This is a genomic window from Streptomyces fodineus (genome assembly GCF_001735805.1).
Classification (GTDB): Bacteria; Actinomycetota; Actinomycetes; order Streptomycetales; family Streptomycetaceae; genus Streptomyces; species Streptomyces fodineus.
On the sequence record NZ_CP017248.1, the window covers coordinates 4111823 to 4136076 of the forward strand.

General features: G+C 72.6%; 19 protein-coding genes and 1 riboswitch. Of the genes, 9 read left to right on the top strand and 10 right to left on the bottom strand.

Features of this window, described 5'->3' with window-relative positions; all coding sequences use genetic code 11:
• Nucleotides 1–75: 75 nt before the first annotated feature.
• From BFF78_RS16975 to BFF78_RS16985, 3 genes are read right to left on the bottom strand one after another with little or no spacing between them, the layout of a single operon-like run.
• Nucleotides 76–1254 (bottom strand): VWA domain-containing protein, encoded by a 1179-nt coding sequence (locus BFF78_RS16975; RefSeq protein ID WP_227025860.1) that lies wholly within the window; start codon nt 1252–1254, stop codon nt 76–78.
• Entirely contained in the window at nt 1248–4205 is a 2958-nt protein-coding gene (locus BFF78_RS16980; RefSeq protein WP_227025861.1) for a DUF5682 family protein, read from the bottom strand. The genes BFF78_RS16975 and BFF78_RS16980 overlap by 7 nt, the downstream gene beginning before the upstream one ends.
• Complete coding sequence (locus BFF78_RS16985) at nt 4202–5341, bottom strand: ATP-binding protein (RefSeq protein WP_069779144.1); 1140 nt, start codon at nt 5339–5341, stop codon at nt 4202–4204. Before BFF78_RS16985 ends, BFF78_RS16980 begins: the two co-directional genes overlap by 4 nt.
• Before the next feature lie 141 nt (nt 5342–5482).
• On the opposite strand from BFF78_RS16985, the gene BFF78_RS16990 reads away from it, so the two are divergent.
• Both BFF78_RS16990 and BFF78_RS16995 read left to right on the top strand, forming a co-directional pair.
• A complete protein-coding gene (locus BFF78_RS16990) occupies nt 5483–6838 on the top strand; it encodes an SWIM zinc finger family protein (RefSeq protein ID WP_069779145.1) in 1356 nt (451 codons plus the stop codon).
• 433 nt (nt 6839–7271) lie between these two features.
• Nucleotides 7272–8924 carry a DUF5691 domain-containing protein gene (locus BFF78_RS16995; protein WP_069779146.1) on the top strand — a complete coding sequence of 551 codons (1653 nt, stop codon included), beginning with the start codon at nt 7272–7274 and terminating at the stop codon, nt 8922–8924.
• A gap of 82 nt (nt 8925–9006) precedes the next feature.
• Here the strand turns inward: BFF78_RS16995 and BFF78_RS17000 are convergent, their stop codons facing one another.
• Nucleotides 9007–9438, bottom strand: a complete 432-nt coding sequence (locus tag BFF78_RS17000; RefSeq protein WP_069779147.1) for a cobalamin B12-binding domain-containing protein — start codon at nt 9436–9438, stop codon at nt 9007–9009.
• 225 nt (nt 9439–9663) lie between these two features.
• On the opposite strand from BFF78_RS17000, the gene BFF78_RS17005 reads away from it, so the two are divergent.
• Complete coding sequence (locus BFF78_RS17005) at nt 9664–10515, top strand: lipase family alpha/beta hydrolase (protein ID WP_069779148.1); 852 nt, start codon at nt 9664–9666, stop codon at nt 10513–10515.
• A 221-nt stretch (nt 10516–10736) separates the two neighbouring features.
• Nucleotides 10737–12221, top strand: coding sequence for a M23 family metallopeptidase (locus BFF78_RS17010; protein WP_069779149.1), 1485 nt, complete (start codon nt 10737–10739; stop codon nt 12219–12221).
• Nucleotides 12222–12275: 54 nt separating this feature from the next.
• Here the strand turns inward: BFF78_RS17010 and pcrA are convergent, their stop codons facing one another.
• The gene (gene pcrA / locus BFF78_RS17015) at nt 12276–14768 is read right to left on the bottom strand and encodes a DNA helicase PcrA (protein WP_069779150.1); all 2493 of its coding nucleotides are present in this window, start codon (nt 14766–14768) and stop codon (nt 12276–12278) included.
• A gap of 270 nt (nt 14769–15038) precedes the next feature.
• A riboswitch (cyclic di-AMP (ydaO/yuaA leader) is annotated at nt 15039–15196 on the top strand.
• An 8-nt stretch (nt 15197–15204) separates the two neighbouring features.
• Between pcrA and BFF78_RS17020 the strand changes: the two genes are divergently transcribed.
• Nucleotides 15205–16395 carry a C40 family peptidase gene (locus tag BFF78_RS17020; RefSeq protein WP_069779151.1) on the top strand — a complete coding sequence of 397 codons (1191 nt, stop codon included), beginning with the start codon at nt 15205–15207 and terminating at the stop codon, nt 16393–16395.
• A 166-nt stretch (nt 16396–16561) separates the two neighbouring features.
• Nucleotides 16562–17455, top strand: a complete 894-nt coding sequence (locus BFF78_RS17025; protein WP_418346662.1) for a tellurite resistance/C4-dicarboxylate transporter family protein — start codon at nt 16562–16564, stop codon at nt 17453–17455.
• Between the two features lie 74 nt (nt 17456–17529).
• On the opposite strand, the gene BFF78_RS17030 is transcribed toward BFF78_RS17025, so the two are convergent.
• Complete coding sequence (locus BFF78_RS17030) at nt 17530–17883, bottom strand: hypothetical protein (protein WP_069779152.1); 354 nt, start codon at nt 17881–17883, stop codon at nt 17530–17532.
• A 426-nt stretch (nt 17884–18309) separates the two neighbouring features.
• On the opposite strand from BFF78_RS17030, the gene BFF78_RS17035 reads away from it, so the two are divergent.
• Nucleotides 18310–19374 (top strand): C40 family peptidase, encoded by a 1065-nt coding sequence (locus BFF78_RS17035; protein WP_069783627.1) that lies wholly within the window; start codon nt 18310–18312, stop codon nt 19372–19374.
• A gap of 18 nt (nt 19375–19392) precedes the next feature.
• On the opposite strand, the gene BFF78_RS17040 is transcribed toward BFF78_RS17035, so the two are convergent.
• The gene (locus BFF78_RS17040) at nt 19393–20136 is read right to left on the bottom strand and encodes a LuxR C-terminal-related transcriptional regulator (protein ID WP_069779153.1); all 744 of its coding nucleotides are present in this window, start codon (nt 20134–20136) and stop codon (nt 19393–19395) included.
• A complete protein-coding gene (locus BFF78_RS17045; protein ID WP_069779154.1) occupies nt 20133–21425 on the bottom strand; it encodes an ATP-binding protein in 1293 nt (430 codons plus the stop codon). Before BFF78_RS17045 ends, BFF78_RS17040 begins: the two co-directional genes overlap by 4 nt.
• Nucleotides 21426–21636: 211 nt before the next feature.
• Here BFF78_RS17045 and BFF78_RS17050 point away from each other — a divergent pair, with 211 nt between their 5' ends.
• Nucleotides 21637–23082 carry a PspC domain-containing protein gene (locus tag BFF78_RS17050; RefSeq protein ID WP_069779155.1) on the top strand — a complete coding sequence of 482 codons (1446 nt, stop codon included), beginning with the start codon at nt 21637–21639 and terminating at the stop codon, nt 23080–23082.
• A complete protein-coding gene (locus BFF78_RS17055) occupies nt 23069–23281 on the top strand; it encodes a hypothetical protein (RefSeq protein ID WP_069779156.1) in 213 nt (70 codons plus the stop codon). Before BFF78_RS17050 ends, BFF78_RS17055 begins: the two co-directional genes overlap by 14 nt.
• 66 nt (nt 23282–23347) lie before the next feature.
• On the opposite strand, the gene BFF78_RS17060 is transcribed toward BFF78_RS17055, so the two are convergent.
• Nucleotides 23348–23875 (bottom strand): DoxX family protein, encoded by a 528-nt coding sequence (locus BFF78_RS17060; RefSeq protein ID WP_069779157.1) that lies wholly within the window; start codon nt 23873–23875, stop codon nt 23348–23350.
• Between the two features lie 134 nt (nt 23876–24009).
• Nucleotides 24010–24246: a hypothetical protein gene (locus BFF78_RS17065; protein WP_069779158.1), complete on the bottom strand. Its 237-nt coding sequence runs from the start codon at nt 24244–24246 to the stop codon at nt 24010–24012.
• Between the last annotated feature and the right edge of the window lie 8 nt (nt 24247–24254).

Consider the following 24254-nt stretch of genomic DNA (forward strand, 5'->3'; position numbering starts at 1 on the left):
TCCTTCCTCCTCTTCCGTCCTCCTCTTCCTTCCTCTTTTTCCTTCCTCTTTTTCCTTCCTCTTTCGTGTCCGGCGTCACACGGTGTCGGGTATCGGCAGCGGCCTCTTCTCCAGTGCCGCGGCCATGACCTCGGGGAACAGATCGGGCGTACAGGCGAAGGCCGGTGCGCCGAGCGCGGCGAGCGCCGCCGCATGCTCCCGGTCGTAGGCGGGAGCGCCCTCGTCCGACAGCGCGAGCAGTGCCACGAACTGCACCCCGGCCGCCTTCATCGCCGCGACCCGCTTGAGCATCTCGTCGCGTATGCCGCCCTCGTAGAGGTCGCTGATCAGCACGACCACGGTCTCGGCGGGCCGGGTGATCTGGGACTGGCCGTAGGCGAGCGCCCGGTTGATGTCCGTGCCGCCGCCGAGCCGGGTGCCGAAGAGGACGTCGACCGGGTCGTCCAGCTGGTCGGTGAGGTCGACCACCGCGGTGTCGAAGACGACCAGCCGGGTGCTGATCGACCGCATGGAGGCGAGGACCGCGCCGAACACTGACGCGTAGACCACGGAGGCGGCCATGGAACCGGACTGGTCGATGCAGAGGACGACCTCCTTCTTCACGGACTGCGCTGCCCGCCCGTAGCCGATGAGCCGTTCCGGTACCACCGTGCGGTACTCGGGCAGGTAGTGCTTGAGGTTGGCCGCGATGGTGCGGTTCCAGTCGATGTCGTGGTGGCGCGGGCGGCTGATCCGCGCGCTGCGGTCGAGGGCGCCGGTGAGGGTGGCCCGGGTACGGTTCGCCAGCCGCTTCTCCAGATCCTCGACGACCTTGCGCACGACCGCGCGTGCCGTCTCCTTCGTCGTCTCGGGCATCGCCTTGTTCAGCGAGAGCAGTGTGCCGACCAGATGCACGTCCGCCTCCACCGCTTCCAGCATCTCCGGCTCCAGCAGCAGTGCGGCGAGGCCGAGCCGTTCGATGGCGTCGCGCTGCATGACCTGCACGACGGAGGACGGGAAGTATGTGCGGATGTCGCCGAGCCAGCGCGCCACCGACGGCGCCGAGGCACCGAGCCCCGCCGAACGGTCCCGCCCCGCCTGCGGCTTGTCCCCCTTGCCGTAGACCGCGGCGAGCGTGCCGTCCATCGCCGCGTCCCGACCGGACAGCGCACACCCGGTGCCGTCGGCCTGTTCACCACCGAGCACCAGCCGCCAGCGCCGCAACCGCTCCCGCACCGGATCCCCGGCGCCCATCATCACCGACTCGGTCACCATGTCCCCACCCCCGCAAGGCTGTTGTCGTCCGTTGGGTCGCCGCAGACCGCGGCCGACTCGACCGTCCCCACGCCGACCGGACCACTCCAGGCTGGGTCGCGCTCGGTCGCCCCTGACTCCGGCTTCTGCCACGCGGACGCCTGACGCCCGGCGAGGCCCCTGTGGACCGAGGCACACTCGGCCTGGTCCCGGTCGGCCCTCCCCGCCCCGGCCAGCCCCGCCTCGGCCGCTCCCCCCTCGGCCGGCCCTGGCACAGGCTCCTGCAGCGCGAACGCCCGGCGCCCGATCGGGTCACTCTCGACCAGGACACAGTCGACCGGCCCTGCCATGGCCGACCCCGTCACGGCCGCCCTTGGCTCAGGCTTCTGCCGGACGACCGTCTGACGCCCGGCGGGGCCCCTGTGGACCGAGGCGCAGTCGGCCTGGTCCCGGTCGGCCTGGTCCTCCAGTCCGAGCAGGAGGCGCAGTACCGGCAGCACGGCGTCGGCGCGGTCGGTGTCCGGCTCGGTCGCGAAGCCGGGGGGCACGACTCCGTGGGCGGTCCGGCCGGCCGCGCGGTCTGCCGGTCCGCGCCGGACCAGTTCGCCGAGCGTTCTGCGCACCCCCGGCTCATACGCCGCGAACGTGCGGCGCAGCAGCGGCAGTACGTCCGTGAACGCCTCCGCCGTCACCCCCGTCAGCCAGCCGTCCACCAGGCCGAGCAGCCGCTCGTCGTGCACCAGCAGCAGTCCGCCTCCGCCGCCGACGAAGCCCTCGATCCAGGCGGCCGCGTCGGAGGGCGGCGTACCGGGCGACAGCGCCAGCCCCATCAGCCGCGCCGCCTCCTCGGCCCCCAACTCACCGTCGTCCAGCAGCAATCGCACCGCCCGCCCCCGAAGCACGCCGGGCACGCTGTCACGCACGGACAAGGTCCGCAGCACGGCCCGCCAGCGGTCACGCAGATCGCCTTGTCCGGCACCGGTGCCGGCACGGCCACCCGCGCCGGCACTCACCGCGGCACCGGCACGCTCTCCGCCGCCTGCGTCCCGGCCGGGGCCGGTGGCACCAGCACCAGCACCAGCACCAGCTCCGGCATCGGCATCCGCACCGCCCTGGCCGGCAACACCCGTGCCCGCACCGGCAGCCGCAGCCGCCCCGGCCGACGTCTCCGCCAGCAACCCCACCGCCGTATGCACGGCGTCCACATGCCCGCGCATCTCCTCCGCCGCGTCCGTGTCGAGTGCCGCGCACGCCGGGGGCAGTCCGACGAAGACGCGTTCGGCGAGGCCCGCGGCGACGCCGGCCAGCGCGCCGGTGTCGGTGCCGCGCACATCGCCGTAGCGCAGGGAGCGGACCAGGGCGGGCAGGGCCTGGGCGAGATGGCCGACGTCCGCGTCGAGCGCGGCCCGGTCGGTGAGCACCCGCATGACGACCGGCAGGGCGTCCGGCAGACCGGCCAGCAGGCACTGCTCGGCGAGCGCGGTGACGTCGGCGAGGGTGCGCGCGGCCGTCGCGTCCGCCTCGGCCTTGGCCCGTGCCGCGGCCGGCACGGTCGTCCCCCACACGCCCGCCTCGGCGACCCGCACCGACAGCTCCGGCTCCCACCGCAGCCGCCAGGTCTCCCGGAACGTGCCCGTGCTCCCCCGCGACCGCGCGGGCTCGCCCCAGCCGACGCCGAGCAGCCGCAGCCGGTGCAGCAGCCTGCTGCGGCCGGCGTCGGTGTCGCCCCGCAGGTCCAGCTCCAGTTCGCGCTCCAGCGCCTCCGGCTTGAGCCGCAGCGAACGCTGCTGCCGGGCCAGGTCCCGCTGGAGCGGCACCGCCGGCGCCGACTCCGGGACCTCGCCGAGGACGTCCCCGACCACCAGCCGGTCGTGCACCAGCGCCAGTGGCACGTCCGAGCCGTCGCCCATCACCGCGCGCACGGCGTCGGTGGTCTCGCTCAGTCCGGGCAGCGGACGGCCGCGCAGCGCCGCCAGGGTCTCGGCGAGCCGGACGGCCTCGATGACGTGGGCGGAGGACACGATCCGGTCCTCCTCGCGCAGCAGCCGCGCCACCCTGGTCAGCCATCGCTCGACCGGCCGGTCGGGGGCGTGGAACAGATGGCCGTACCAGCCCGGCGAGTCGATGCCCGCGCCGTACCCGCTGGACCGGGCCAGCCTGCGGTGGGTCCAGGGCACCCAGGTCAGGTCGGTCTTGACCCTGGGCAGCCCCTTCAGCAGGGATCGGTCGGCGGTGACGGTGGTCTTCTCGCGCAGCGCGGGCACATGCCAGGCCCCGCAGACCACGGCCAGCTCGTCCCCGAACTCCTTGCGTGCCGCGCGCAGCCGGAGCCGCATGTGCGCCTCGCGGACGAGGTCCCGGGCGTGCCCACCGTCGCCGTACCGCTCGCGGAGTGCGCCCATGGCCTCCTCCAGGGCGGCGAACGGCGCGAACGGGTCCCGCTCCCCCGGCCCCCGGTGCTCGACGACGTCCTCCCACCAACGCTCGGGATCGTCGTATCCGGCGGTCTCGGCGAGGACGGCGAGCGGGTCGACGCGAACCTGCTCCCGGGATTCCGCCTCCTTCTCCTTCTCCTTCTCCTCCCCCTTTTCGTTCTCTGCATCCTTCTCTTCCTCCTCCCAGGCGAGCGTGTGCGCGGCCGGCAGGTCGATGAAGTGGGCCGGGACGTCGTGCTCCAGGGCCCAGCGGATCGCCACCCATTCGGGGCTGAACCCGGCGAACGGCCAGAACGCCGAACGGCCTGGCTCGTCCACGGCATGGGCGAGCAGGGCGACCGGGGGCCGGAGATCCGGGTCGGCGGCCAGCGGGATCAGTGCGTCGGCCTCGGGCGGGCCCTCGATCAGGACAGCGGCGGGCCGGGCGGCGTTCAGGGCCGTGCGCACCGCGCGGGCGGAGCCGGGACCGTGGTGCCGCACGCCCAGCAGAAGCGGCCCGGAATCATAGGCCTTGGGCCAGCGGGTGTCGTCGGTCATGCGCCGACCTCCCGGCACGCGCGGTAGAAGTCCGTCCAGCCCTCGCGCTCGCGGACGACGGTCTCCAGATATTCCTGCCAGACGACCCGGTCGGCCGCCGGGTCGCGCACGACCGCGCCGAGGATGCCGGCGGCGACATCGCCCGGGCGCAGCACGCCGTCGCCGAAGTGCGTGGACAGCGCCAGACCGTTGGTGACGACGGAGATCGCCTCGGCCGTGGACAGCGTGCCGCTGGGCGACTTCAGCTTCGTGCGGCCGTCGGCGGTGATGCCGTCGCGCAGCTCGCGGAAGACGGTCACGACCCGGCGGATCTCCTCGATGCCGTCGGGCGCGGCCGGCAGGTCGAGGGAGCGGCCGATCTGCTCGACCCGGCGGGTGACGATGTCGACCTCGGCGTCGGCGCTCTCCGGCAGCGGCAGCACCACGGTGTTGAAGCGGCGACGCAGCGCGCTGGACAGCTCGTTGACCCCTCTGTCCCGGTCGTTGGCGGTGGCGATGAGATTGAACCCGCGGACCGCCTGGACCTCCTGACCCAGCTCGGGGACGGGCAGGGTCTTCTCGGACAGGATCGTGATCAGCGTGTCCTGGACATCGGCCGGGATTCGGGTCAGCTCTTCCACGCGGGCCGTCATGCCCTCGGCCATGGCGCGCATGACGGGGCTGGGCACGAGGGCGTCGCGGCTCGGGCCGTGCGCGAGCAGCTGCGCGTAGTTCCAGCCGTACCGGATCGCCTCCTCCGGGGTGCCGGCGGTGCCCTGCACCAGCAGGGTGGAGTCGCCGCTGACCGCCGCCGCCAGGTGCTCCGACACCCAGGTCTTGGCGGTGCCGGGCACGCCGAGCAGGAGCAGGGCGCGGTCGGTGGCGAGTGTGGTGACGGCGACCTCGATGATCCGGCGCGGGCCCACGTACTTGGGTGTGATCACCGTGCCGTCCGGCAGGGTGCCGCCGAGCAGATACGTCGCCACCGCCCACGGCGACAGCTTCCAGCGGGCCGGGCGCGGGCGGTCGTCCTGTGCGGCGAGTGCGGTGAGTTCGGCGGCGAAGGTGTGCTCGGCGTGCGGTCGGAGCGCCTGCGCGCTCTCGCTGTTGCTCGGTTGGGCGGTCGTCGGTCGCACGGACGCGGATGTGGCAGGCATGGCAGACATGGCTGAGGCCCCCTCCAGCTCGGCCGGTTCGGATCTGGCATCCACCGTGCACCACGCCACTGACAATCGCTCTGGCCTGCACAAACGCCCGCTCCGGGTCGATTGTCAGTGGCGGGACCTACCGTCGGAGGCATGACTGAGCAGGGGGTGCGCTGGACCGCGGAACAGGTGCTGTCACTGGCGCCTGACGTCGCGTCACGCAGAGCGGGAGGCAAGCTCGGCACGGCCGGTCCGTGGTCCGAGGCGGGGAGTGGGGAGGGGACGGTGTGGGGGCTGTGCAAGGGCACCGGCAGCAGGCCGTATCAGACGGTGGTCGACCTCGCGGACACGTCCGGACCGGCGTACACGTGCAGTTGCCCGAGCCGTAAGTTCCCGTGCAAGCACGCGCTCGGGCTGCTCCTGCTGTGGGCGGGCGGCGACGGTGCGGTGCCTGCGTCCGCCGAGCCGCCTGACTGGGCCGAGCAGTGGCTCGCGGGCAGACGCCAGCGGGCCGAGAACAAGCAGCCCCGGGACGAGGGGAGTCCGGGGTCCGGGTCCGCCGATCCGGAGGCGGCGCGGCGGCGCGCCGAACGCCGGGCCGAACGGGTCACCGCAGGCGCGACGGAGCTGGAGCAGCGCCTCGCGGACCTGCTGCGCGGCGGCCTGGCCGCGGCCGAACAGGCGGGGTACGGACTGTGGGACGAGACGGCGGCCCGCATGGTCGACGCGCAGGCGCCCGGACTCGCCGCGCGGGTGAGGGAGTTGGGGGCGATTCCGGCGTCCGGCGCGGGCTGGCCGGCCCGGCTGCTGGAGGAGTGCGCGCTGCTGCACCTGCTCGACCAGGGCTGGCTGCGCCGCGACCGGCTGCCGGACTCCCTCGCGGCCACGGTCCGCTCCCGGCTGGGCCTGCCCGCCGCGGCCGACGGTGCTCCGGTCCGCGACCGCTGGCTGGTCCTCGCCCAGTACGACACGGTGGATCCGAAACTGACGACCCGCCGGATATGGCTGTACGGCGCGGCATCGGGCCACACGCGGCTGCTGCTGTCCTACGGCGCGGCCGGCCGGGCTCCGGAGTTGTCCCTGCCGACCGGCCTGGTCCTGGATGCGGAGCTGTCCGCCTATCCGGGCGCCGGCCAGTCCCGGTCCGCTCTGGGCGAGCGGTTCGCCCCGCCCGCTCCGGCCGCGTTCCGCCCCCCGGGCACGACCACGGCCGAGGCGGCGGCCCGGTACGGCAACGCGCTGTGTGACGACCCCTGGCTGGAGTCGGTCCCGGTGACCCTGGACCGGGTGATACCGGTGCCGGACGGCGACCTGTGGCAACTGGCCGATGCCGACACGGACTCCGCCCTCCCCCTGACCCGGGCGGCCCGCTCCCGCCCCGGCCTGTGGCGACTGGTCGCCCTGTCCGGCGGTGCCCCGGTCACGGTCTTCGGCGAGTGCGGCCACCGCGGCTTCACCCCGCTCACGGCCTGGCCGGAGGGCACGGGCGAGGCGGTGCCACTGTGCTGACCCCTCTGCCGGGAAGGCGCCGGCCCCTTCAGCCACATCCGAGGAGACGATGCCGCCGACCACCAGCCGTCAAAGCCCCGGCGCCCGCAGGGGCACCGAGGCGACGCCACAGCGCCGACCGGCCCGCCGGAAGAGCCCCGGCATCCTCAGCCACACCCGGCTGAACCGGTGCCACAGCGCTGACCAGCCGACAGGACGAGCGCCGGTCTCCTCGGCCGACACCCAGCCGAAGCGATGCCGCACCGCTGATCAGCAGGCTCGGCGAGCACCGACGCCTTCGGGGACGCCCTGGCGATGCCGCAACGCCGGCCGGTGCGCCGGAAGAGGACCGGCACCCTCGCGCCCCCGCAGCCACCGAAGCGATACCCCTACGCCGACCGGTCCGCCGGACAGGCCCCGACACCCCTCGGACACCCTCAGGAAAGGAAACGCGATGAACGGGACGAGCTCGACCGACGGGGACGCCGCGGCCTCGGCAGGCTCCTGGGAAGACCTGGTCACCACCGCTCTCCTCGGCACCGGCCGGCGGCCCGCGGCGTACGGCGGGCCCGGGCGGGAGGCCCCGCTGGCGCTGCTGGACGAGGCCGCCGTGGCGACCGTACGGCGGCGGGCCGGGTTGCGGCCCGCGCGGGCGGCGCGGCGGCCGGAACCGGCGCCCGCGGATCCGCGCCCGGCCTTGCCCGCCGCGGCGGCCCGCAGACTCGCCGCGTTGCTGGCCGACCGCTCCGGCGGCGGGAGCGGTGGCCGCCGGGGCAGCTCGCCGGACCTGATGGAGCTGCTCCCGCAGTGGCTCGCGGCGGCCAACGCGCACGGCTACGCGGCGCCGGCGCAGACGTTGCCCGCCCTGCTGGACGCGGCCCGGGGCCGTACGGACCTGCGACCGGCGGCGCTGGCGTTCGCGGGCCCGCGGGCCCTGTGGCTGGCCCGGCTGAACGCGGACTGGCGCTTCGCCCTGCGCGCGGCCCCCGGCGGTGGCGCCGCGCTGCCCGACCCGGGGGACGCCGAGGCGGTGCACCGGCTGTGGCAGGAGGGGCTGTTCGCCGAGCGGGTGGCCCTGCTGGGTGCGCTGCGCGCCGGCACGCCCGCGTTCGCGCGCGAGCTGCTCGCATCGACCTGGCCGACGGAGCGGGCGGAGGACCGGCTGATGTTCCTCGACTCGCTGCGTACGGGCCTGTCCGCCGCGGACGAGCCGTTCCTGGAGCAGGCACTGGGCGACCGCAGCCGCAATGTGCGGGCGACGGCGGCGGAACTGCTGTCGGCGCTGCCCGCTTCGGCGCTCGCCGCCCGCATGGCCGAACGCGGCGCGGCATGTGTGGCCCTCGACCGTACCGGGAGCTCGCCGGCGATCGTGGTGGAAGCGCCGCTCGAGTGCGACTCCGGCATGGAGCGCGACGGTGTGCTGGCCACACCTCCCGCGGGCAGAGGGGAACGGTCATGGTGGCTGGGTCAGTTGGTGGAGTCCGCCCCGCTCGGCACATGGCCGGGACGGCTCGGCGGACGGACGGCGCGGGAGATCGTGGCGCTGCCGGTGGTGGACGGCTGGCAGGGCGAGCTGCACGCGGCCTGGTGCCGGGCCGCGGTGCGGCAGCGGGACGCCGAGTGGTCGAGGGCGCTGCTGGGCTCGCCGTCGGCACCGGAGGCCGGCGGGCCGGGCGCGGTGTCACTGGCGGAGCGGGCGAAGCTGCTGGCCACCCTGGAGCCTGCGGAACGGGCCGGGTGGGTGGCCGGGTTCATCGCGACACACGGTCTGTCGGAGGCGTTCCAGCTGCTCGGGGTGTGCGCGGTGCCCTGGGCTCCGCCGCTGGGCCGGGCGGTCGTGGACGCACTCAACATCGCCCGGGACGCGGGCAGTTACCCATGGAGCTTCAGCGGTGTGATGGGCCTGGCCGAACGCTGCCTGGACCCCGCGGAGGCCACCCGGCTGGAGGCGCTGCTGGCGATACCCGACGAAAGGGAGGACGCGGCGCCGGGTGCCGGAGGCTACTGGGCGGAGGCCTTCCAGCGGCTGGTCACCACACTGCGGTTGCGGGCGGAGATGGCCGGGGAATTGGCTCCGGCCGGCACAAACAGCCCGTGGGGCCCTTGAGGGTGAGTCCGTTCAGGCCGAAGCGGCGGTCTGGGGGCGGCAGCCCCCGGCGACACCGGCCTCCAGCGAAATCAGCCCCGGCTCACCGAACCGTCGGCTCAACCGCCGGAGGCACTCGCACATTCTCCCGCACCCACTCCACGATCGACGTGGTCGTCGCCCCCGGCGTGAAGATCTCCGCGACGCCCTTCTCCTTCAGCGGCGGAATGTCCTCCTCCGGGATGATGCCGCCGCCGAAGACCAGGATGTCCTCGGCCTCGCGCTCCTTGAGCAGGTCGATCACCGCGGCGAACAGCGTGTTGTGCGCGCCGGAGAGGATGGACAGGCCGATCGCGTCGGCGTCCTCCTGGATGGCGGTGTCGACGATCTGCTCCGGCGTCTGGTGGAGCCCGGTGTAGATGACCTCCATACCGGCGTCGCGCAGGGCACGCGCGATGACCTTGGCCCCGCGATCGTGGCCGTCGAGCCCCGGTTTGGCGACCACCACGCGGATCGGACCGGCTGCCACACCCATCACTGCCTCCATCAGACAACCACGGAAACGATCGCTTCCGTCCATAACGACAAGTACCGCACTTTTGGCGCGTCCCGCCACCCGTCGCGAAGTGAACGAACGTTATCTCCAGCATCCCGCAACCGGCAGTTTTACGGTGCGCAGCGAGGGGGAAATCACATGGTGGGACATCAGGGCACACGGGGGATCGAGCCGTCCTCCGGCGTGCCGACAGGAGGTCGGCCCATGAAGGTCACCGGGGTACTGCCGCTCTTTCTCCCGTTCTGCCGCCGCCTGTGGCCCGACAGACTCGCCGGAATCTCCGTGGCGCTGCTGAAGGCGACCGCCCTCGAGGCCGCGATTCTGGCCGGGCACCTCCTGCTGTATCCGACCGGCCTCACCCAGGAACGCCGCTACGCCGCCCTGCCCGCCCGCGGGGGCACCGCCCAGCTGCCGGTGCGCTCAGGCCCGCCGGTGGTGCTGCTGCATGGTTTCATCGACAACCGCTCGGTGTTCGTGCTGCTGCGCCGCAACCTCGCCCAGCACGGCGGGCAGCATGTCGTATCGCTCAACTACTCCCCGCTGACCTGCGACATCCGCGCGGCCGCCGAGTTACTCGGCCGGCACATAGAGGAGATCTGCGAGCGCACCGGAAGCGAGCGGGTCGACATCGTGGGGCACAGCCTCGGCGGCCTGATCGCCCGTTATTACGCGCAGTGTCTGGGGGGCGACCTGCGGGTCCGTATCCTCGTCACGCTGGGTACACCGCACTCGGGGACCAGCGCGGCCCCGCTGGCCGACGCCCATCCGATCGTGCGGCAGATGCGGCCCGGTTCGAAGGTGATCGAGGAGCTTGCCCGGCCCGCGCCCGGCTGCCGTACGCGGTTCGTCAGCTTCTGGAGCGACCTGGACTCCGTGATGGTCCCGCTGGAGACGGCCTGCCTGGAGCACCCCGACCTCGACGCGCAGAACATCCGGGTGACCGGCATCGGACATCTCGCCCTGCCCGTGCACCCGGCCGTCGCGGCCGGGATACGCGAGGCCCTCGACACCGCGCACGCCGGGGACCGGATCGCCGACGGTCTGACGGTGGCGTGAGGAATCCGACGCCGGCGTGACGTACAGGTGACGAACAGTCACCGCACATCGAACACCAATCGAACTCTCGGCCAAACTCGTGTCCGGCGCCCCCGAAACACCGCCGAATGCCCGTTTCCGACCAACGCGAAACCAGCTGAAGATTGTCGCGCCCAGGTACCGGCGGGTACAGTCGCCGCACTGCTCTGGCAGCCCCTGTTGTCGAGGCGAAAGAGAAGTTGGTGAACGACCGTCACCCGTCGGGGACCATGACCACCCCGGCCCCGGCTTCCGACGCCTCCGCCGCGCACTACGCGCCGTACGGAGCTCAGGGAGCGGCCTACGGCGACTTCACCACCTACGGCGGCTACGGCGCCACCGGTTTTCCGGACAGCAGCGGCGGCACCTTCTCCACCGACCCGCTCTTCGGCAGCCTGCCCGGCGAGCAGAGCACCGGCGCGTACGACACCACGCAGTGGCAGACCGCCCAGACCCTGAACTACGACCCGTACGCGGCCCAGCACCATGCCGCCTACGACTCCGGCGTCTACGACACCACCGCCTGGACGGTCCCGGCCCAGGCGACGGGCAACGACATCAGCGGCCAGTGGGACGCGAGCGCCTGGCTGCAGCCCGACCAGTCCGGCGTCGCCGACCCGACCCAGCAGTGGGAGTGGGGCACCCAGACCTTCGAGACGGGCACGTACGACGCGACGCAGTGGAACTCCGGCGGCCAGGCCGTACCGGGGCAGCCCGAGCACCGTGCCGAACCGTTCGACCAGTCGGCCACCGGCGCCTTCGAGCAGGTCGGCGGCCCACAGGCGACCGCGGCCTTCCCGCAGGTGTCCTACGACGACCAGGTGCCGTACGCGGACACCGCCTTCGGCGAGCCGGGCTCCACCGGCGAACTTCCCGCCGTGCACGATCTGCTGGAGGACCAGGAAGAGGTCGCTCCGGTGCCGGGGCCCCGCGCCGGCTCACGCAGCGCCGCGCGTTCCCGCCGTCGTACGCCCGCCAAGCGCTCCGCGCTGCTGACCGTCGCCGTGCCCTCGGCCTGTGTGGTGGGGGTCGCCGGGATCGCCGCCGCCTCGGTCGGCGCGCTGACCGGCGACGGCAAGGACACCACCGCCACCGCCTCGGACGCGCACGTGGTCAAGGCGTCGGCCGCCAACAGCAAGCTGGACAGCCAGCTCAAGACCCTCTCCGCCGGCGCCCACGACTTCGCCGACCGGGCGAGCCGGACGCAGGAGCGGCTGGACCTCAAGAACCAGCAGGCACTTCAGAAGAAGAAGGCCGCCGCGGAGGCCGCGCTCAAGGAGCGGCTGCGCCCCAAGTTCGTGCTGCCGGTTCTGCAGAAGGGGCTCAGCGCCTACTTCGGCCAGGCCGGTGTGAACTGGATGTCGGTGCACACGGGCATCGACTTCCCGGTCTCGTACGGCACCACGGTGATGGCCGCGACCGACGGCGTCGTCTCCACCAAGTGGAACAGCGCCTACGGCAACATGTTGATCGTGACGGCGAAGGACGGCACGGAGACCTGGTACTGCCATCTGTCCAGCTACCGGGTCCCCTCCGGGACGTCCGTCAAGGCTGGCCAGCCGATCGCCTACTCCGGCAACTCCGGCAACTCCACGGGTCCGCACCTGCACTTCGAGGTACGGCCCGCGGGCGGTGCGGCGATAGACCCGCTGCCGTGGCTGCGGAGCCATGGCCTGGACCCGACATAAGGCACCGTCCGCTGCGGCCGAGGCCTGGGGGCCACGCCCCCAGGCCCCCGTCTCCTACAGCTTCTCCACCGGCGCGTACCGCAGCAGCAGCCGCTTCGGCTTGCCGTCTCCGAAGTCGATCGTCGCCTGGGCCTTGTCCTCCACGCCCGACACCGCGACGACCGTCCCGAGCCCGAACTGGTCGTGGGTGACCCGGTCGCCGACGGCCAGGGACACCACCGGCTTGTCGGAGGCCCGCCGCGTGGCGAACCCGGACGCACCCGATGCCGACGAGCGCGAGCGGGTCGAGGACAGCGAGGCCGCGATCCCGGACGCCGGGCCCGAGGACACCGGCGCCGCCGCTCCGGTCCGCTTCCACTCCACATGGGTGGGCGGGATCTCCTCCAGGAAGCGGGAGGGCGGGTTGTACGACGGCTGGCCCCAGGCGCTGCGCAGCGCCGACCGCGTGAGGTAGAGCCGCTCCCGCGCGCGCGTGATGCCGACGTACGCCAGGCGCCGCTCCTCCTCCAGCTCCTTGGTCTGGCCGAGGGCGCGCATGTGCGGGAAGACGCCGTCCTCCATACCGGTCAGGAAGACGACCGGGAACTCCAGGCCCTTGGCGGTGTGCAGGGTCATCAGGGTGATGACGCCGGAGCCTTCCTCGTCCTCGTCGGGGATCTGGTCGGAGTCGGCGACCAGCGCCACCTGCTCCAGGAAGTCGGCCAGCGTACCGGCCTCGCCTTCGCCGCGCTCCTGCTCGAACTCCAGGGCCACCGCCGCGAGCTCCTGGAGGTTCTCGATGCGGGTCTCGTCCTGCGGGTCGGTGGATGCCTGCAACTCGGCGAGATAGCCGGTGCGTTCGAGCACGGCCTCCAGGACGGTCGCGGCGCCCGCGCCCGACTCGACGATCGTGCGCAGGTCCTCCATCAGCGTGTTGAACCGCTTGACCGCGTTGGTGGAGCGCGCGGCCATGCCGTACGCCTCGTCCACGCGCTTGAGCGCCTGCGGGAAGCTGATCCTCTCGCGCTGGGCGAGGGCGTCGATCATCGCCTCCGCGCGCTCGCCGATGCCCCGCTTGGGCACGTTGAGGATACGGCGCAGCGGCACCGAGTCCTCGGGGTTGGCGAGTACGCGCAGGTAGGCCAGGACGTCCCGGACCTCCTTGCGCTCGTAGAAGCGGACACCGCCGACGACCTTGTAGGGCAGGCCGACGCGGATGAAGACCTCTTCGAAGACACGGGACTGGGCGTTGGTGCGGTAGAAGACGGCGACGTCGCCCGCCTTGGCCTCGCCCGCGTCGACCAGGCGGTCTATCTCGTCGGCGACGAACTGCGCCTCGTCGTGCTCGGTGTCGGCGACATAGCCGGTGATCCGCGCGCCCTGGCCGGCGTTGGTCCACAGGTTCTTCGGGCGGCGGGACTCGTTGCGCTCGATGACCGCGTTGGCGGCGGACAGGATGGTCTGCGTGGAGCGGTAGTTCTGCTCCAGCAGGATCGTCGTCGCGTTCGGGTAGTCCTCCTCGAACTGGAGGATGTTGCGGATCGTCGCCCCTCGGAAGGCGTAGATCGACTGGTCCGCGTCACCGACGACACACAGTTCGGCGGGCGGGAGATCGTACTCGCCGGGCGGGGTGTCGCCCTCCTCGGCAGAACGCTCCCCCGTGCCGACGAGTTCCCGTACCAGCGCGTACTGGGCGTGGTTGGTGTCCTGGTACTCGTCGACCAGGACGTGGCGGAAGCGGCGGCGGTAGTGCTCGGCGACGTCCGGGAAGGCGCGCAGCAGGTTGACCGTCGTCATGATCAGGTCGTCGAAGTCGAGGGCGTTCGCCTCGCGCAGCCGCGACTGGTACAGGGCGTAGGCCTGGGCGAGGGTCTTCTCGAAACCGTCGGTGGCCTGGGCGGCGAAGTCCTCCTCGTCGATCAGCTCGTTCTTCAGGTTGCTGATCTTGGCGCTGAACGACTTCGGCGGGAAGCGCTTGGGGTCGAGGTCCAGGTCGCGGCAGACCAGGGCCATCAGGCGCTTGGAGTCCGCGGCGTCGTAGATCGAGAACGAGGACGTGAAGCCGAGCTTCTTGCTCTCGCGGCGCAGGATGCGCACGCATGCGCTGTGGAAGGTCATCACCCACATCGCGTGCGCGCGCGGGCCGACGAGCTGCTCGACGCGCTCCTTCATCTCGCCCGCGGCCTTGTTGGTGAAGGTGATCGCGAGGATCTGACCGGGGTGCACATGCCGCTCGGCGAGCAGGTGGGCGATGCGGTGGGTGAGCACGCGGGTCTTGCCGGAGCCGGCGCCGGCGACGATGAGCAGCGGGGTACCGGCGTGCACGACCGCGGCGCGCTGGTTGTCGTTCAGCCCCTCCAGGAGCGCCGCCGCGTCGAGCGCGGGCCGGGGAGCGCCGTCGCGGTAGTAGGCGTCCCGGTCCGGCGGCACGTCGAACTTCCCGCCGAACAGATCGTCCGGAAGCGGCTCCGGAGTGTGATCGTCCTCGGGCGGCGGCGGGGGCTCCTCCTCGCGCCCACGAGGGGCCTGGAGGTCCGCCAGGAAGCTGTCGTCAAAGAGGCTGCTCATCGCTCTCCGAGTCTAGGGCGCCCCACCGACAACCGGTCGCCGTCCCCGGAACATGGCCGGGTTTCGCAGAGAGTAGATCTTCGCATCCGAACGGCGTCTTCCGCTTACGCTGCGGAACCGCCCCATGACACAGCTGCGAAACTCGCCCCAGGTCACGAAAATGTATCGGACATATCACGCACCAACCTTCACAGGAGTCACACGAGTTGGCTAGCGTGCGTCCGGGCCGCTCGACCCCTACCGGCGAACCTCGCCGGACCGCGCGGCCCCCGCCGAGTCCGGCGCGCCCTTGGGTGCCCGGAGCCGGGGACCCACCGATCCCGGGGTGAATCGGCCGACTCCCGCCCGGGACGACGCCGTAGGGCAACCCTTCCGAACCGCCGCCCGAACCCGACAGCTAACCCGGTAGGCGGCGCATTGGAAGGAGTCGCCTCCCTTGGCGTCGCATCGCAAGCCGCGCCCCGGCGGGACCATCGGCGCGGGCCTTCGCACCCCCGCTCTCGCCACCGCCGCCCTCACCTCCATGGCCGTGCTCTCGCAGAGCGCAGAGGCCGCCCCGGGAACCGATCACGCCAAGCCGAGCCTGGAGGAGGTCGAGAAGAAGGTCGACGACCTCTACCGGCAGGCGGAGTCGGCCACCGAGAAGTACGACGCCGCCAAGGAGCGCTCCGGCAAACAGCGCGGGCGTGTCGACGCCCTCCGCAACGAGGTCGCCCGGCGCACCGACCGCCTCAACAAGGCGCGCGAGGAGCTGGGTTCCTTCGCCGCGGCCCAGTACCGCACCGGCACCGCCGCTCCCAACACGGCCACCTTCCTGCTGGCGAACGACCCGCAGGACTACTTCGACCAGACCCAGCTGATGAACCGGCTGACGTCGCGGGAGAAGAGCGCGGTCGACGACTACATCCATGAGCAGGCCTCGACCATGAAGGAGCGGCGGGCGGCCGCCGAGAGCCTGCAGACGCTGACCGACTCGCAGCACGACCTGCAGACCGCCAAGGCCACCGTCCAGAAGAAACTGGCCTCCGCGCGCGAGCTGCTCTCGCAGCTGACGGCCCAGGAGAAGGCGCGGCTGGCCGCCATCGAGCGGGAGAAGCAGCAGGAGGCGGCGCGCAAGGCGGCCGAGCTGGCCAAACAGCAGGCCCAGCAGCAGGCCCAGCAGGGGGCCAATTCGTCCTCGTCCACGTCGTCCGGGTCCGGTTCCGGTTCGACGGGCTCCGGGTCGACCGGCTCCGGCTCGACCGGCTCCACGACGTCCGGCTCGTACGACACGAAGGCCGAGAAGGCGATCGCCTTCGCCCGAGCGCAGATCGGCAAGCCGTATGTGTGGGGCGCCACCGGGCCGGACTCCTACGACTGCTCGGGCCTCACCCAGGCCGCCTGGAGGGCCGCCGGCGTCGCGCTGCCGCGCACCACGTACGACCAGGTCAACACGGGCACCACGGTCTCCCTCGCCAATGCGCGGCCGGGCGACCTGATCTTCTTCTACGACGACATCAGCCACGTCGGCATGTACATAGGCAACGGCATGATGATCCACGCCCCGAAGCCGGGTGCGTACGTCCGCGAGGAGTCGATCTACTACGGCGGCGAGTCGATCATCCACAGCGTGGTCCGCCCGGGCTGACCGCCGGGCTCCGGGCGCCGGCACCGCGCGTGTACCGGCGCGCCCTGCAGGTCCACGCGCGCGTGCCGGCGTTTCGTACGTCCACGCGCGCGTGCCGGCGTTCTCGCGCTCCACGCGCGCGTACCCTTCGCCGGGGCCCTGCGGCTCCCTGGCTGGCATCGGGCGCATGTCCGGCATCCCAGGTCTGCGTGCGTGGTGGGCGGAGCGGCCCCCCGGCGGCCGGGCCGCCGTGATGGCGACCGGCATCCTGTCGTTGGGGCTGCAGCCGACCGGCGCCGAGACGCTGTCCTGGGTGGCGTTGGCGACGGCCGGTGCCGCCTGGGTGGCGCTGGCCGTCGGCTTCGTGCTGCGGCTGCTCGGCGAGCGGCGGCGCTGGATGGCGGAGGCGGGAAGCCCCGGCGCGCTCACCGCCGTAGCCGCGACCACGGTGCTCGGCACCCGGATCTCGGCGCTGGGCCGGCAGGCCCTGGCCGAGGCGCTGCTGGCGCTCGCGGCGCTGCTCTGGCCGATGCTGCCGGCCCTGGTCGTACGGCGCTGGAGGCGGCGCATGCCGGGCGCGGTGTTCCTGTGTTGTGTGACCACGGAAGGGCTCGCCGTGCTGGCCGCCACGCTGGCCGCGGCCGAGCGCACCGCGTGGCTCGCGCACACCGCGCTGCTGCTGTTCTGGCTGGGCCTGCTGCTCCACGGTCTCGCGCCGGCCCGTTTCGACGTGCGGCAGGTGCTGGAGGGGGCGCGCGACCACTGGATCGCGGGCGGGGCGCTCGCGATCTCGGCGCTGGCCGGGGCGGAACTGCTCGTCGCCGGGGATGCGCGGCCCTACCTGTGGGACGGGGACGACCGCGGCGTACTGCGCGCCGTGACGGTCGCGTTGCTCGTCCTGGACCTGGCGTGGTGTCTCGTGCTGGTGGCCGCCGAGGCGGCGCGGCCCCGGCTCGGCTACGACGAGCTGCGGTGGGCGACGGTGTTCCCGATGGGGATGACGGCGGTGGCGATGCTCTCGATCCGACCGCGGTCGGGGTTCCGCGGCTCAGCCGGCCGGGAGAGGTGCTGCTGTGGGTGACGGTGCCGGTGTGGCCCGCGGTCGCCACCGGTGCGGTGCGCGCGGCCCGCACCGGCGGCCGGGACGCATGACCGTCAGGTCCACAGCACGGCGATGAAGATGTTCGCCATGGTCAGCAGGCCGACCACCCCGAACGCACCCTTGTCGATCTTCTCCTCGTCGCGCTTCACATAGACCAGGCCGAGGATCACGATCAGCAGCGCCAGCTTGACGCCGATCTTGATGGCGTTGACGTGGTGGTCGTCGGCCTGGTTGAGGCCGACCAGGGCCACGCCGGTGACCAGCATGGTCAGCGCGCCGTGCAGCATCCCGGGCACGAACCGGGCCGTGCCCTGGCCCATCGCCTTCATCTGGGTGAGGAATCCGCCGAGCAGCGCGGCGATGCCGATGATGTGCAGGCCGACGAAGAGATGGATGAGTACGTCCATGGGTCCGGAGCCTAACCAGGCGGTCCGTACCGCCTGTCACCGGGCCCGGCCACGGCATCGGCGTTCTCGCGCGGACGATCTTGCATATATGCGCTCCATAGCATCCCGCACCTGTCGTCCGTCCCGCTTTCCCCGCTTCGGTCACCACGCTGCGTGAAGGCGACGGCTCCAGAACGGGGATGCGATCACATACGGTCACATTACGGTCCGTCGGAGCCAGTTCCGCACAGCGCGTTACCTGCTCGTCACAGTCAGGCCTAGCGTCCTCCCCCAGGTGACCGGCTCCCCAACGCCGCCCGGGCCAGGGCGGCCGTCGGCCACCTCCGCCGAGAAGGTCCGGCGGTGGCCCGTTTCCCCTCTGCGGGCCGCCGCCGGACGCACGGCCTCTCGGTCGTACGAGTCGTACGGAAGGACGTGACGGTCCAGGTGGCAGCGCACCGCAAGCCCCGGCAACGCTCGATGGGTGGCCCTGCGGCCCGGACGGCCGCCACGCTCGCCCTGGCGGGCGCGGCCACCGCGACGGGGTTCGACGGGACGGCACACGCCGAGCCACAGCCGACGCCGGCACAGGTGAAGGCCAAGGTGGACGAGCTGTACCAGGAGGCCGAGGCGGCGACCGAGAAGTACGACGGCGCGAAGGAGGAGGCGGACACGGCGCAGCGGCGGTTGAACGCGCTGCGGGACGAGACCGCCCGCAAGCAGGAAAAGCTCGACACGGCCCGGGACGCGCTCGGTTCGTTCGCGACGGCCCAGTACCGCGACGGCGGCTTCGCCCCGGCCTGGCAACTGGCCCTGTCCGGCGACCCCGACCGGTATCTGGACGACGCCGCGTTCGCGGAGCGGGCCGGCGACCGGCAGGCAGCCGCCGTGTCTCGGGTGCGCGAACAGCTCCGTGAGATCGAGCAGTTGCGTGGCGCGGCGCGCATGGAGCTGAAGTCGCTGCGGTCACGGCTGGCGCAGTTGCAAGGGCAGAAGAAGACCATCACCGGCAAGCTGGACGAGGCCCGGCGGCTGCTGGCACGGCTCACTCCGCAGCAGCGGACCGAGGTCACCGGCGACGCCACCGCGCCGGGCCGTGTCTCCCGGTCTGCCTCGGACACCCGTGTGCCCTTGGAACAGGCCGGGTCGGCCACGGCCGCGAACGCGCGCGTTGAGGCGGCCCTCTCCTACGCCTACGCCAAGCTCGGCAGCCCCTATGTGTGGGGCGCGGTCGGCCCGAACGCCTTCGACTGCTCGGGCCTGGTCCAGGCCGCCTACCGCTCCGCCGGCATCTCCCTGCCCCGCACCACCTACGCCCAGATCGATGCGGGCCGGCGCGTCTCCCGCTCCGAACTCCAGCCCGGGGACCTGGTGTTCTTCTACTCCGGCATCAGCCACGTCGGCATCTACGTGGGGGGCGGCCAGATGATCCATGCACCGAACCCGTCGGCCCCGGTCCGGCTGGCGCCGGTCGACCTGATGCCGTTCGCGGGGGCGACCCGGGTGGCGTAGGGGGCAGGTCCGTAGGGGTCAGACCAGTCGGCGGGCCGTCGCCCAGCGGGTCAGTTCGTGGCGGTTGGACAGCTGGAGCTTGCGCAGGACCGCCGAGACATGGGACTCGACCGTCTTCACCGAGATGAACAGCTGCTTGGCGATCTCCTTGTAGGCGTAGCCACGGGCGATCAGGCGCAGCACCTCGCGTTCGCGCTGGGTGAGGCGGTCCAGGTCCTCGTCCACGGGCGGGGCGTCGGTGGAGGCGAAGGCGTCGAGGACGAACCCGGCCAGCCGCGGGGAGAAGACGGCGTCGCCCTCCTGGACGCGGAAGATCGAGTCGACCAGGTCGGTGCCGGTGATGGTCTTGGTGACATAGCCGCGGGCACCGCCTCGGATGACACCGATCACGTCCTCCGCCGCGTCCGACACGGACAGCGCGAGGAAGCGGACGGGTCGCTCGGTGTCCGCCATCAACGCCGCGCACCGGCGCAGCACTTCGACGCCGCCGCCGCCCGGCAGGTGGACGTCGAGGAGGACCACCTCGGGCCGGGTCGCGGTGATGACCGTGACCGCCTGGTCGACGTCCGCGGCCTCGCCGACCACCTCGACACCGGTCTGGGCGGTCTGCCCGATCTCGGCCTGGACGCCGGTGCGGAACATCCGGTGGTCGTCCACCAGCACCACCCGTACATGCCGTCCGCCCGCGCCGCCGTCGGCAGCCCGGGATCCGGCCGCCTCGGGTGCTCCCGCCGTGCCGTTCGCCTCGGTCGCGTCGCTCATGACGTCTTCTCCGCCCTCTCCATCTCCAGCTCGACCTCCGTGCCTCCGCCCGGCACCGACCGTAGCCGGGCCGTGCCGCCGTTGCGCTCCATGCGGCCGATGATCGATTCTCTGACGCCCATGCGGTCGGCGGGTATCGAGTCCAGGTCGAAGCCGGGGCCGCGGTCCCGCACGGACACGAAGACCGTTCTGCCCTCGACTTCGGCATAGACCTGTACGGCGCCGCCCTCGCCACCGTACTTGGCGGCGTTCACCATCGCCTCGCGCGCGGCCTGCATCTGCGCGCCGGTCCTCTCGTCCAGCGGGCAGTCGCCGACTATGACGACCTCGATGGGCACACCGTGCTTGTCCTCCACCTCGGCGGCGTTGCGCCGCACCGCCTCGGCGACCGTGTCCGGCTCGTCGGCCTCGTCCTTGCCGGTGCCCTCCGGCTTGTACAGCCAGGTGCGCAGGTCGCGTTCCTGGGCGCGGGCGAGGCGGCGGACCTCGTTCGCGTTGTCGGCGTTGCGCTGGATCAGGGTGAGGGTGTGCAGCACGGAGTCGTGGACATGGGCGGCGACCTCCGCGCGCTCCTGGGCGCGGATGCGCATCAGGCGTTCCTCGGACAGGTCCTGGGTCATGCGGACCAAATACGGGCCGGCGAGGAGCGTGATGCCGACGAGGACGGCGAGGGCCGCCTGGAGGACCGCGCCGAGGTGGGCGGCCGAGCCCTGCATCACGAAGATGGCGGAGACGCCGGCCGTGACGAGCAGGACGCCGCCGGCCGCGCGCAGCAGGGTCAGGGTGCGGCGCCGGCGGCCGACCTCGACCCAGCGGGCGCGGCGGGCGTTGTCCGCCTGGCGCCAGACCAGGGCGACACCGGCCGCGACGAGGACCGCGGGCAGCAGATACGCCTTGGCCGCACTGCTCAGGTTCACGCTCCCCACGAACACCATGGAGACGATGACCATGAGAAGCAGCGCGACGATCTGTCCGCGGTCCGGTCTGCGGGCCACGAGTCTGCGGCGGCCGTCCGGCGCGGTCTCCGTGGCGACGAGCGACGGCGGCTTCTGGTCGCCGACACCGCCGACGCCGAGGGGGACGAAGAACCAGAACGCCGCGTAGAGCAGCGCGCCGAAGCCATGGGCCATGAACAGGCCGACAAAGGCGAGCCGGACCCAGATGACGGGCAGGCCGAGATGCCCGGCGAGGCCCCGCGCCACTCCGCCGAGCCAGCGTCCGTCGCTGCTGCGGTAGAGCTTGCGCGGCGGCCGCGGGTCGTCGACTGGCAGGCTTGCGGCTTCCGGCATGCCAACGATGGTCACATGACCGGCGGGGCCAGGCATCAGGGTCGGCCCCCGAGACGCCCCTGATCTTCCCCGGGACCGGGTCGGGGACGCCGGGTACAGGGCGATCTCCGGCCGCTCGAACGCTTCCCCGCCCCGTCTCAGGGCCGATTTCAGGGTTCGCCCAGGGTCGTCCCGACTGCCGCGACGGCGGCCGGGCCGTCACCATGGACGCATGACGGATCACGAGCACGCCGCGACGGGTCCGGGACCCGGCCCCGGCCCGCGCCCGGCCCCGGGCACCGGGCCGACGGATGCCGCGCCCGCCGCGACGCAGAAGACGGGAGCGGCCGGCAGCGGCACCGACGCACACACCGACGAGCAACTGGACCAGGGACAGCAGGCCGCCACGGCCCCCGAGCCGTTCCGGCGCGACCGTCGGCACAAGATGATCGCGGGCGTGTGCGCGGGCCTCGGCCGGCAGACCGACATGGACCCGGTGATCTTCCGGATCACCCTGGCCGTGCTGTCCGCGACCGGCGGCTTCGGCCTCATCTTCTACGGCTTCGTGTGGCTGCTGGTGCCGTACGAGGACGAGGAGGAGAACGAGGTCCGCAAGCTGCTGACCGGCCGGGTCGACGGACAGGCGCTCGCCGCCGTGCTGTTCGCCCTGGTCGGCTGCGGGATCTTCCTGACCATGCTGAGAAACGGCGGGGTGCTGGCCTTCGCAGTGGTGCTCTCCCTGCTGCTGGCGGGCGCCGGGTACTGGTCGCGGCGCCGGGGTGCCCCCGACCCCGATCCGCTCGCCGCCCAGGCCGCTGCCGACGCCCCGCCGGAGGCCCAGGCACCGCCGGTCGTCGCCATCTATCCGTCCTGGTGGCGGGACCCGATCGTCAAGGACGGCACCCATGTCGGCGGCACCGGGTATCTGTGGGGGCCCGGCGACGCCCGCGACCGGGACATCACCTCGGTGGTGGACGTCGGCATCGCCACCCCCTGGACCCACGGCTCCATACAGCCGCGGCCCACCGCGCCCCCGAGACCGCGCGGTCCGCGCTGGATCGGCGGCTGGGTGTTCCTGCTCGCCCTGGTGGCGGGCGGCCTGGGCACCGGGCTGACCTGGGACACGCATCCGCTCGGCACCAGTCTGCAGACCGGTCTGGCGTGCGCGCTCGCGGTCTTCGGCCTGGGCGTCGCGGTGAGCGCGTTCCTGGGCCGTACGGGGGCCGGGACAGTGTTCTGGGCGATCGTCACGGCGGCGCTGCTCGCCGGGGCGGCGGCCATGCCCAAGGACATCACCACCCACTGGCGAGATGCCTCCTGGACGCCCGCCGCGACGGCCGGGGTGCGGTCGTCGTACGACCTCGGCACCGGGCGCGGCACCCTCGACCTGAGCCGGGTGCATCCGGGCAAGGGGCGGACGATCGCCACGGCCGCCCATGTGGGTGCGGGACAGCTGAAGGTGATCCTGCCGGCGGACGCGACCGTGCGGATGAAGATCGACGTGGGGGTGGGCGACATCCGGTTGCCCGGGAACAGCAGGAAGGACGTGGACGTGCAGCCGGACAGGCACAAGACCGTGACGCTGGCTCCGGCCAAGGGCGCCAAGGACACGGGCACGCTGGACCTCACGCTCGGGGTCGGTGCGGGACAGGTGGAGGTCAGTCGTGCTGCGTCATGAGTTCCAGCCCGGGAAGCTGGTCGCCGGGCTCTTCCTCACCGCCACCGCAGTGGTCTTCGCGGGAGACGCGGGCGGCTGGTGGGAAACACCGTGGTTCGCGGTCGTACCGCTGGTCGTGGGCGGCCTGTGTCTGGCCGGCGCCACGGCGGCGGTGGCCCGGGGCATACGCAGACGGGGCGGCGGCGCCGAGAGCGGCTGAGCGCTCCGCTGGACGTGCCCGGTGCCGTCGATCGGCGGCGGGCCCGTCGTGGCCGGTCGCGCCCGGCTAGCGGTAGCCGCCCAGATTCCGGCGGCGGGCTCGCCAGGCCGCGTCGACGGAGAGGTAGGGGGCTCCGGCGAGGATCAGCGGGATCCAGGCCATCAGGTAGGCGAGGTCGTTGCCGTAGTAGTACGGGGTCGTCGACCAGCTCACCGTCATCCACAGGCTGAACGAGATCAGCGCGCCGCCGAGCGCTGACAGCCGGGCGAGGATGCCGAGCAGGGTGCCGATGCCGACGGCCACCTCACCGAAGGCGATGGCGTAGCCGAAGCCGACCGGGGACTTCAGGGCCAGGTCGACGAGGGCCGGGATGGCAGCGGAGTCGCGGGCCGAGCGCATGGTGTCGCCGATGGACCCGGAGCCCCCGGCCTTCATGAAGGCGCTGTCGGTGAGCTTGTCCAAGCCGGCGTAGATGAAGGTGACGCCGAGGAAGACGCGCAGCGGCAGCAGGGCGTAGTGGCCGGCGGTGTCCCGCCAGCCGTGCAGGCCGTCGAGTCGGCCCCTGTGCGTGTCCGTTCGGATGCCATGGGTCATCGTCGTCAGCCGCCTCTCGCCCGAGTCCCGCCCCTCACCTGACGATACGTATGACAAGAGGGCGCAGTTCAATCCCATCCCGGACGTTTTTCCGGATTTCGGCCCCGCGTACGAAGGGAGGCGGAGGAGATGTCTCAGATGCGGGCCAGGATCTGCCGCACGGGTTGGCCGAGGAGCCGGCCGACGGCGGCCGGTTCCTCGGGGGTGGGCAGGCCGTCGCCCTGCTCGTCGTACGCGTCCGGCAGGTCCCGGTACCCGTCGGGATCGGCGCGGCCGTCGCCGGGAGAGCCCGAGACCAGGTGCAGGACCATGGCCGCGGCGCGCTCCCCGGCGTCCGGTGCCGCCTGCCGGTGCGGATCGGCCGGTATCACCGACAGGA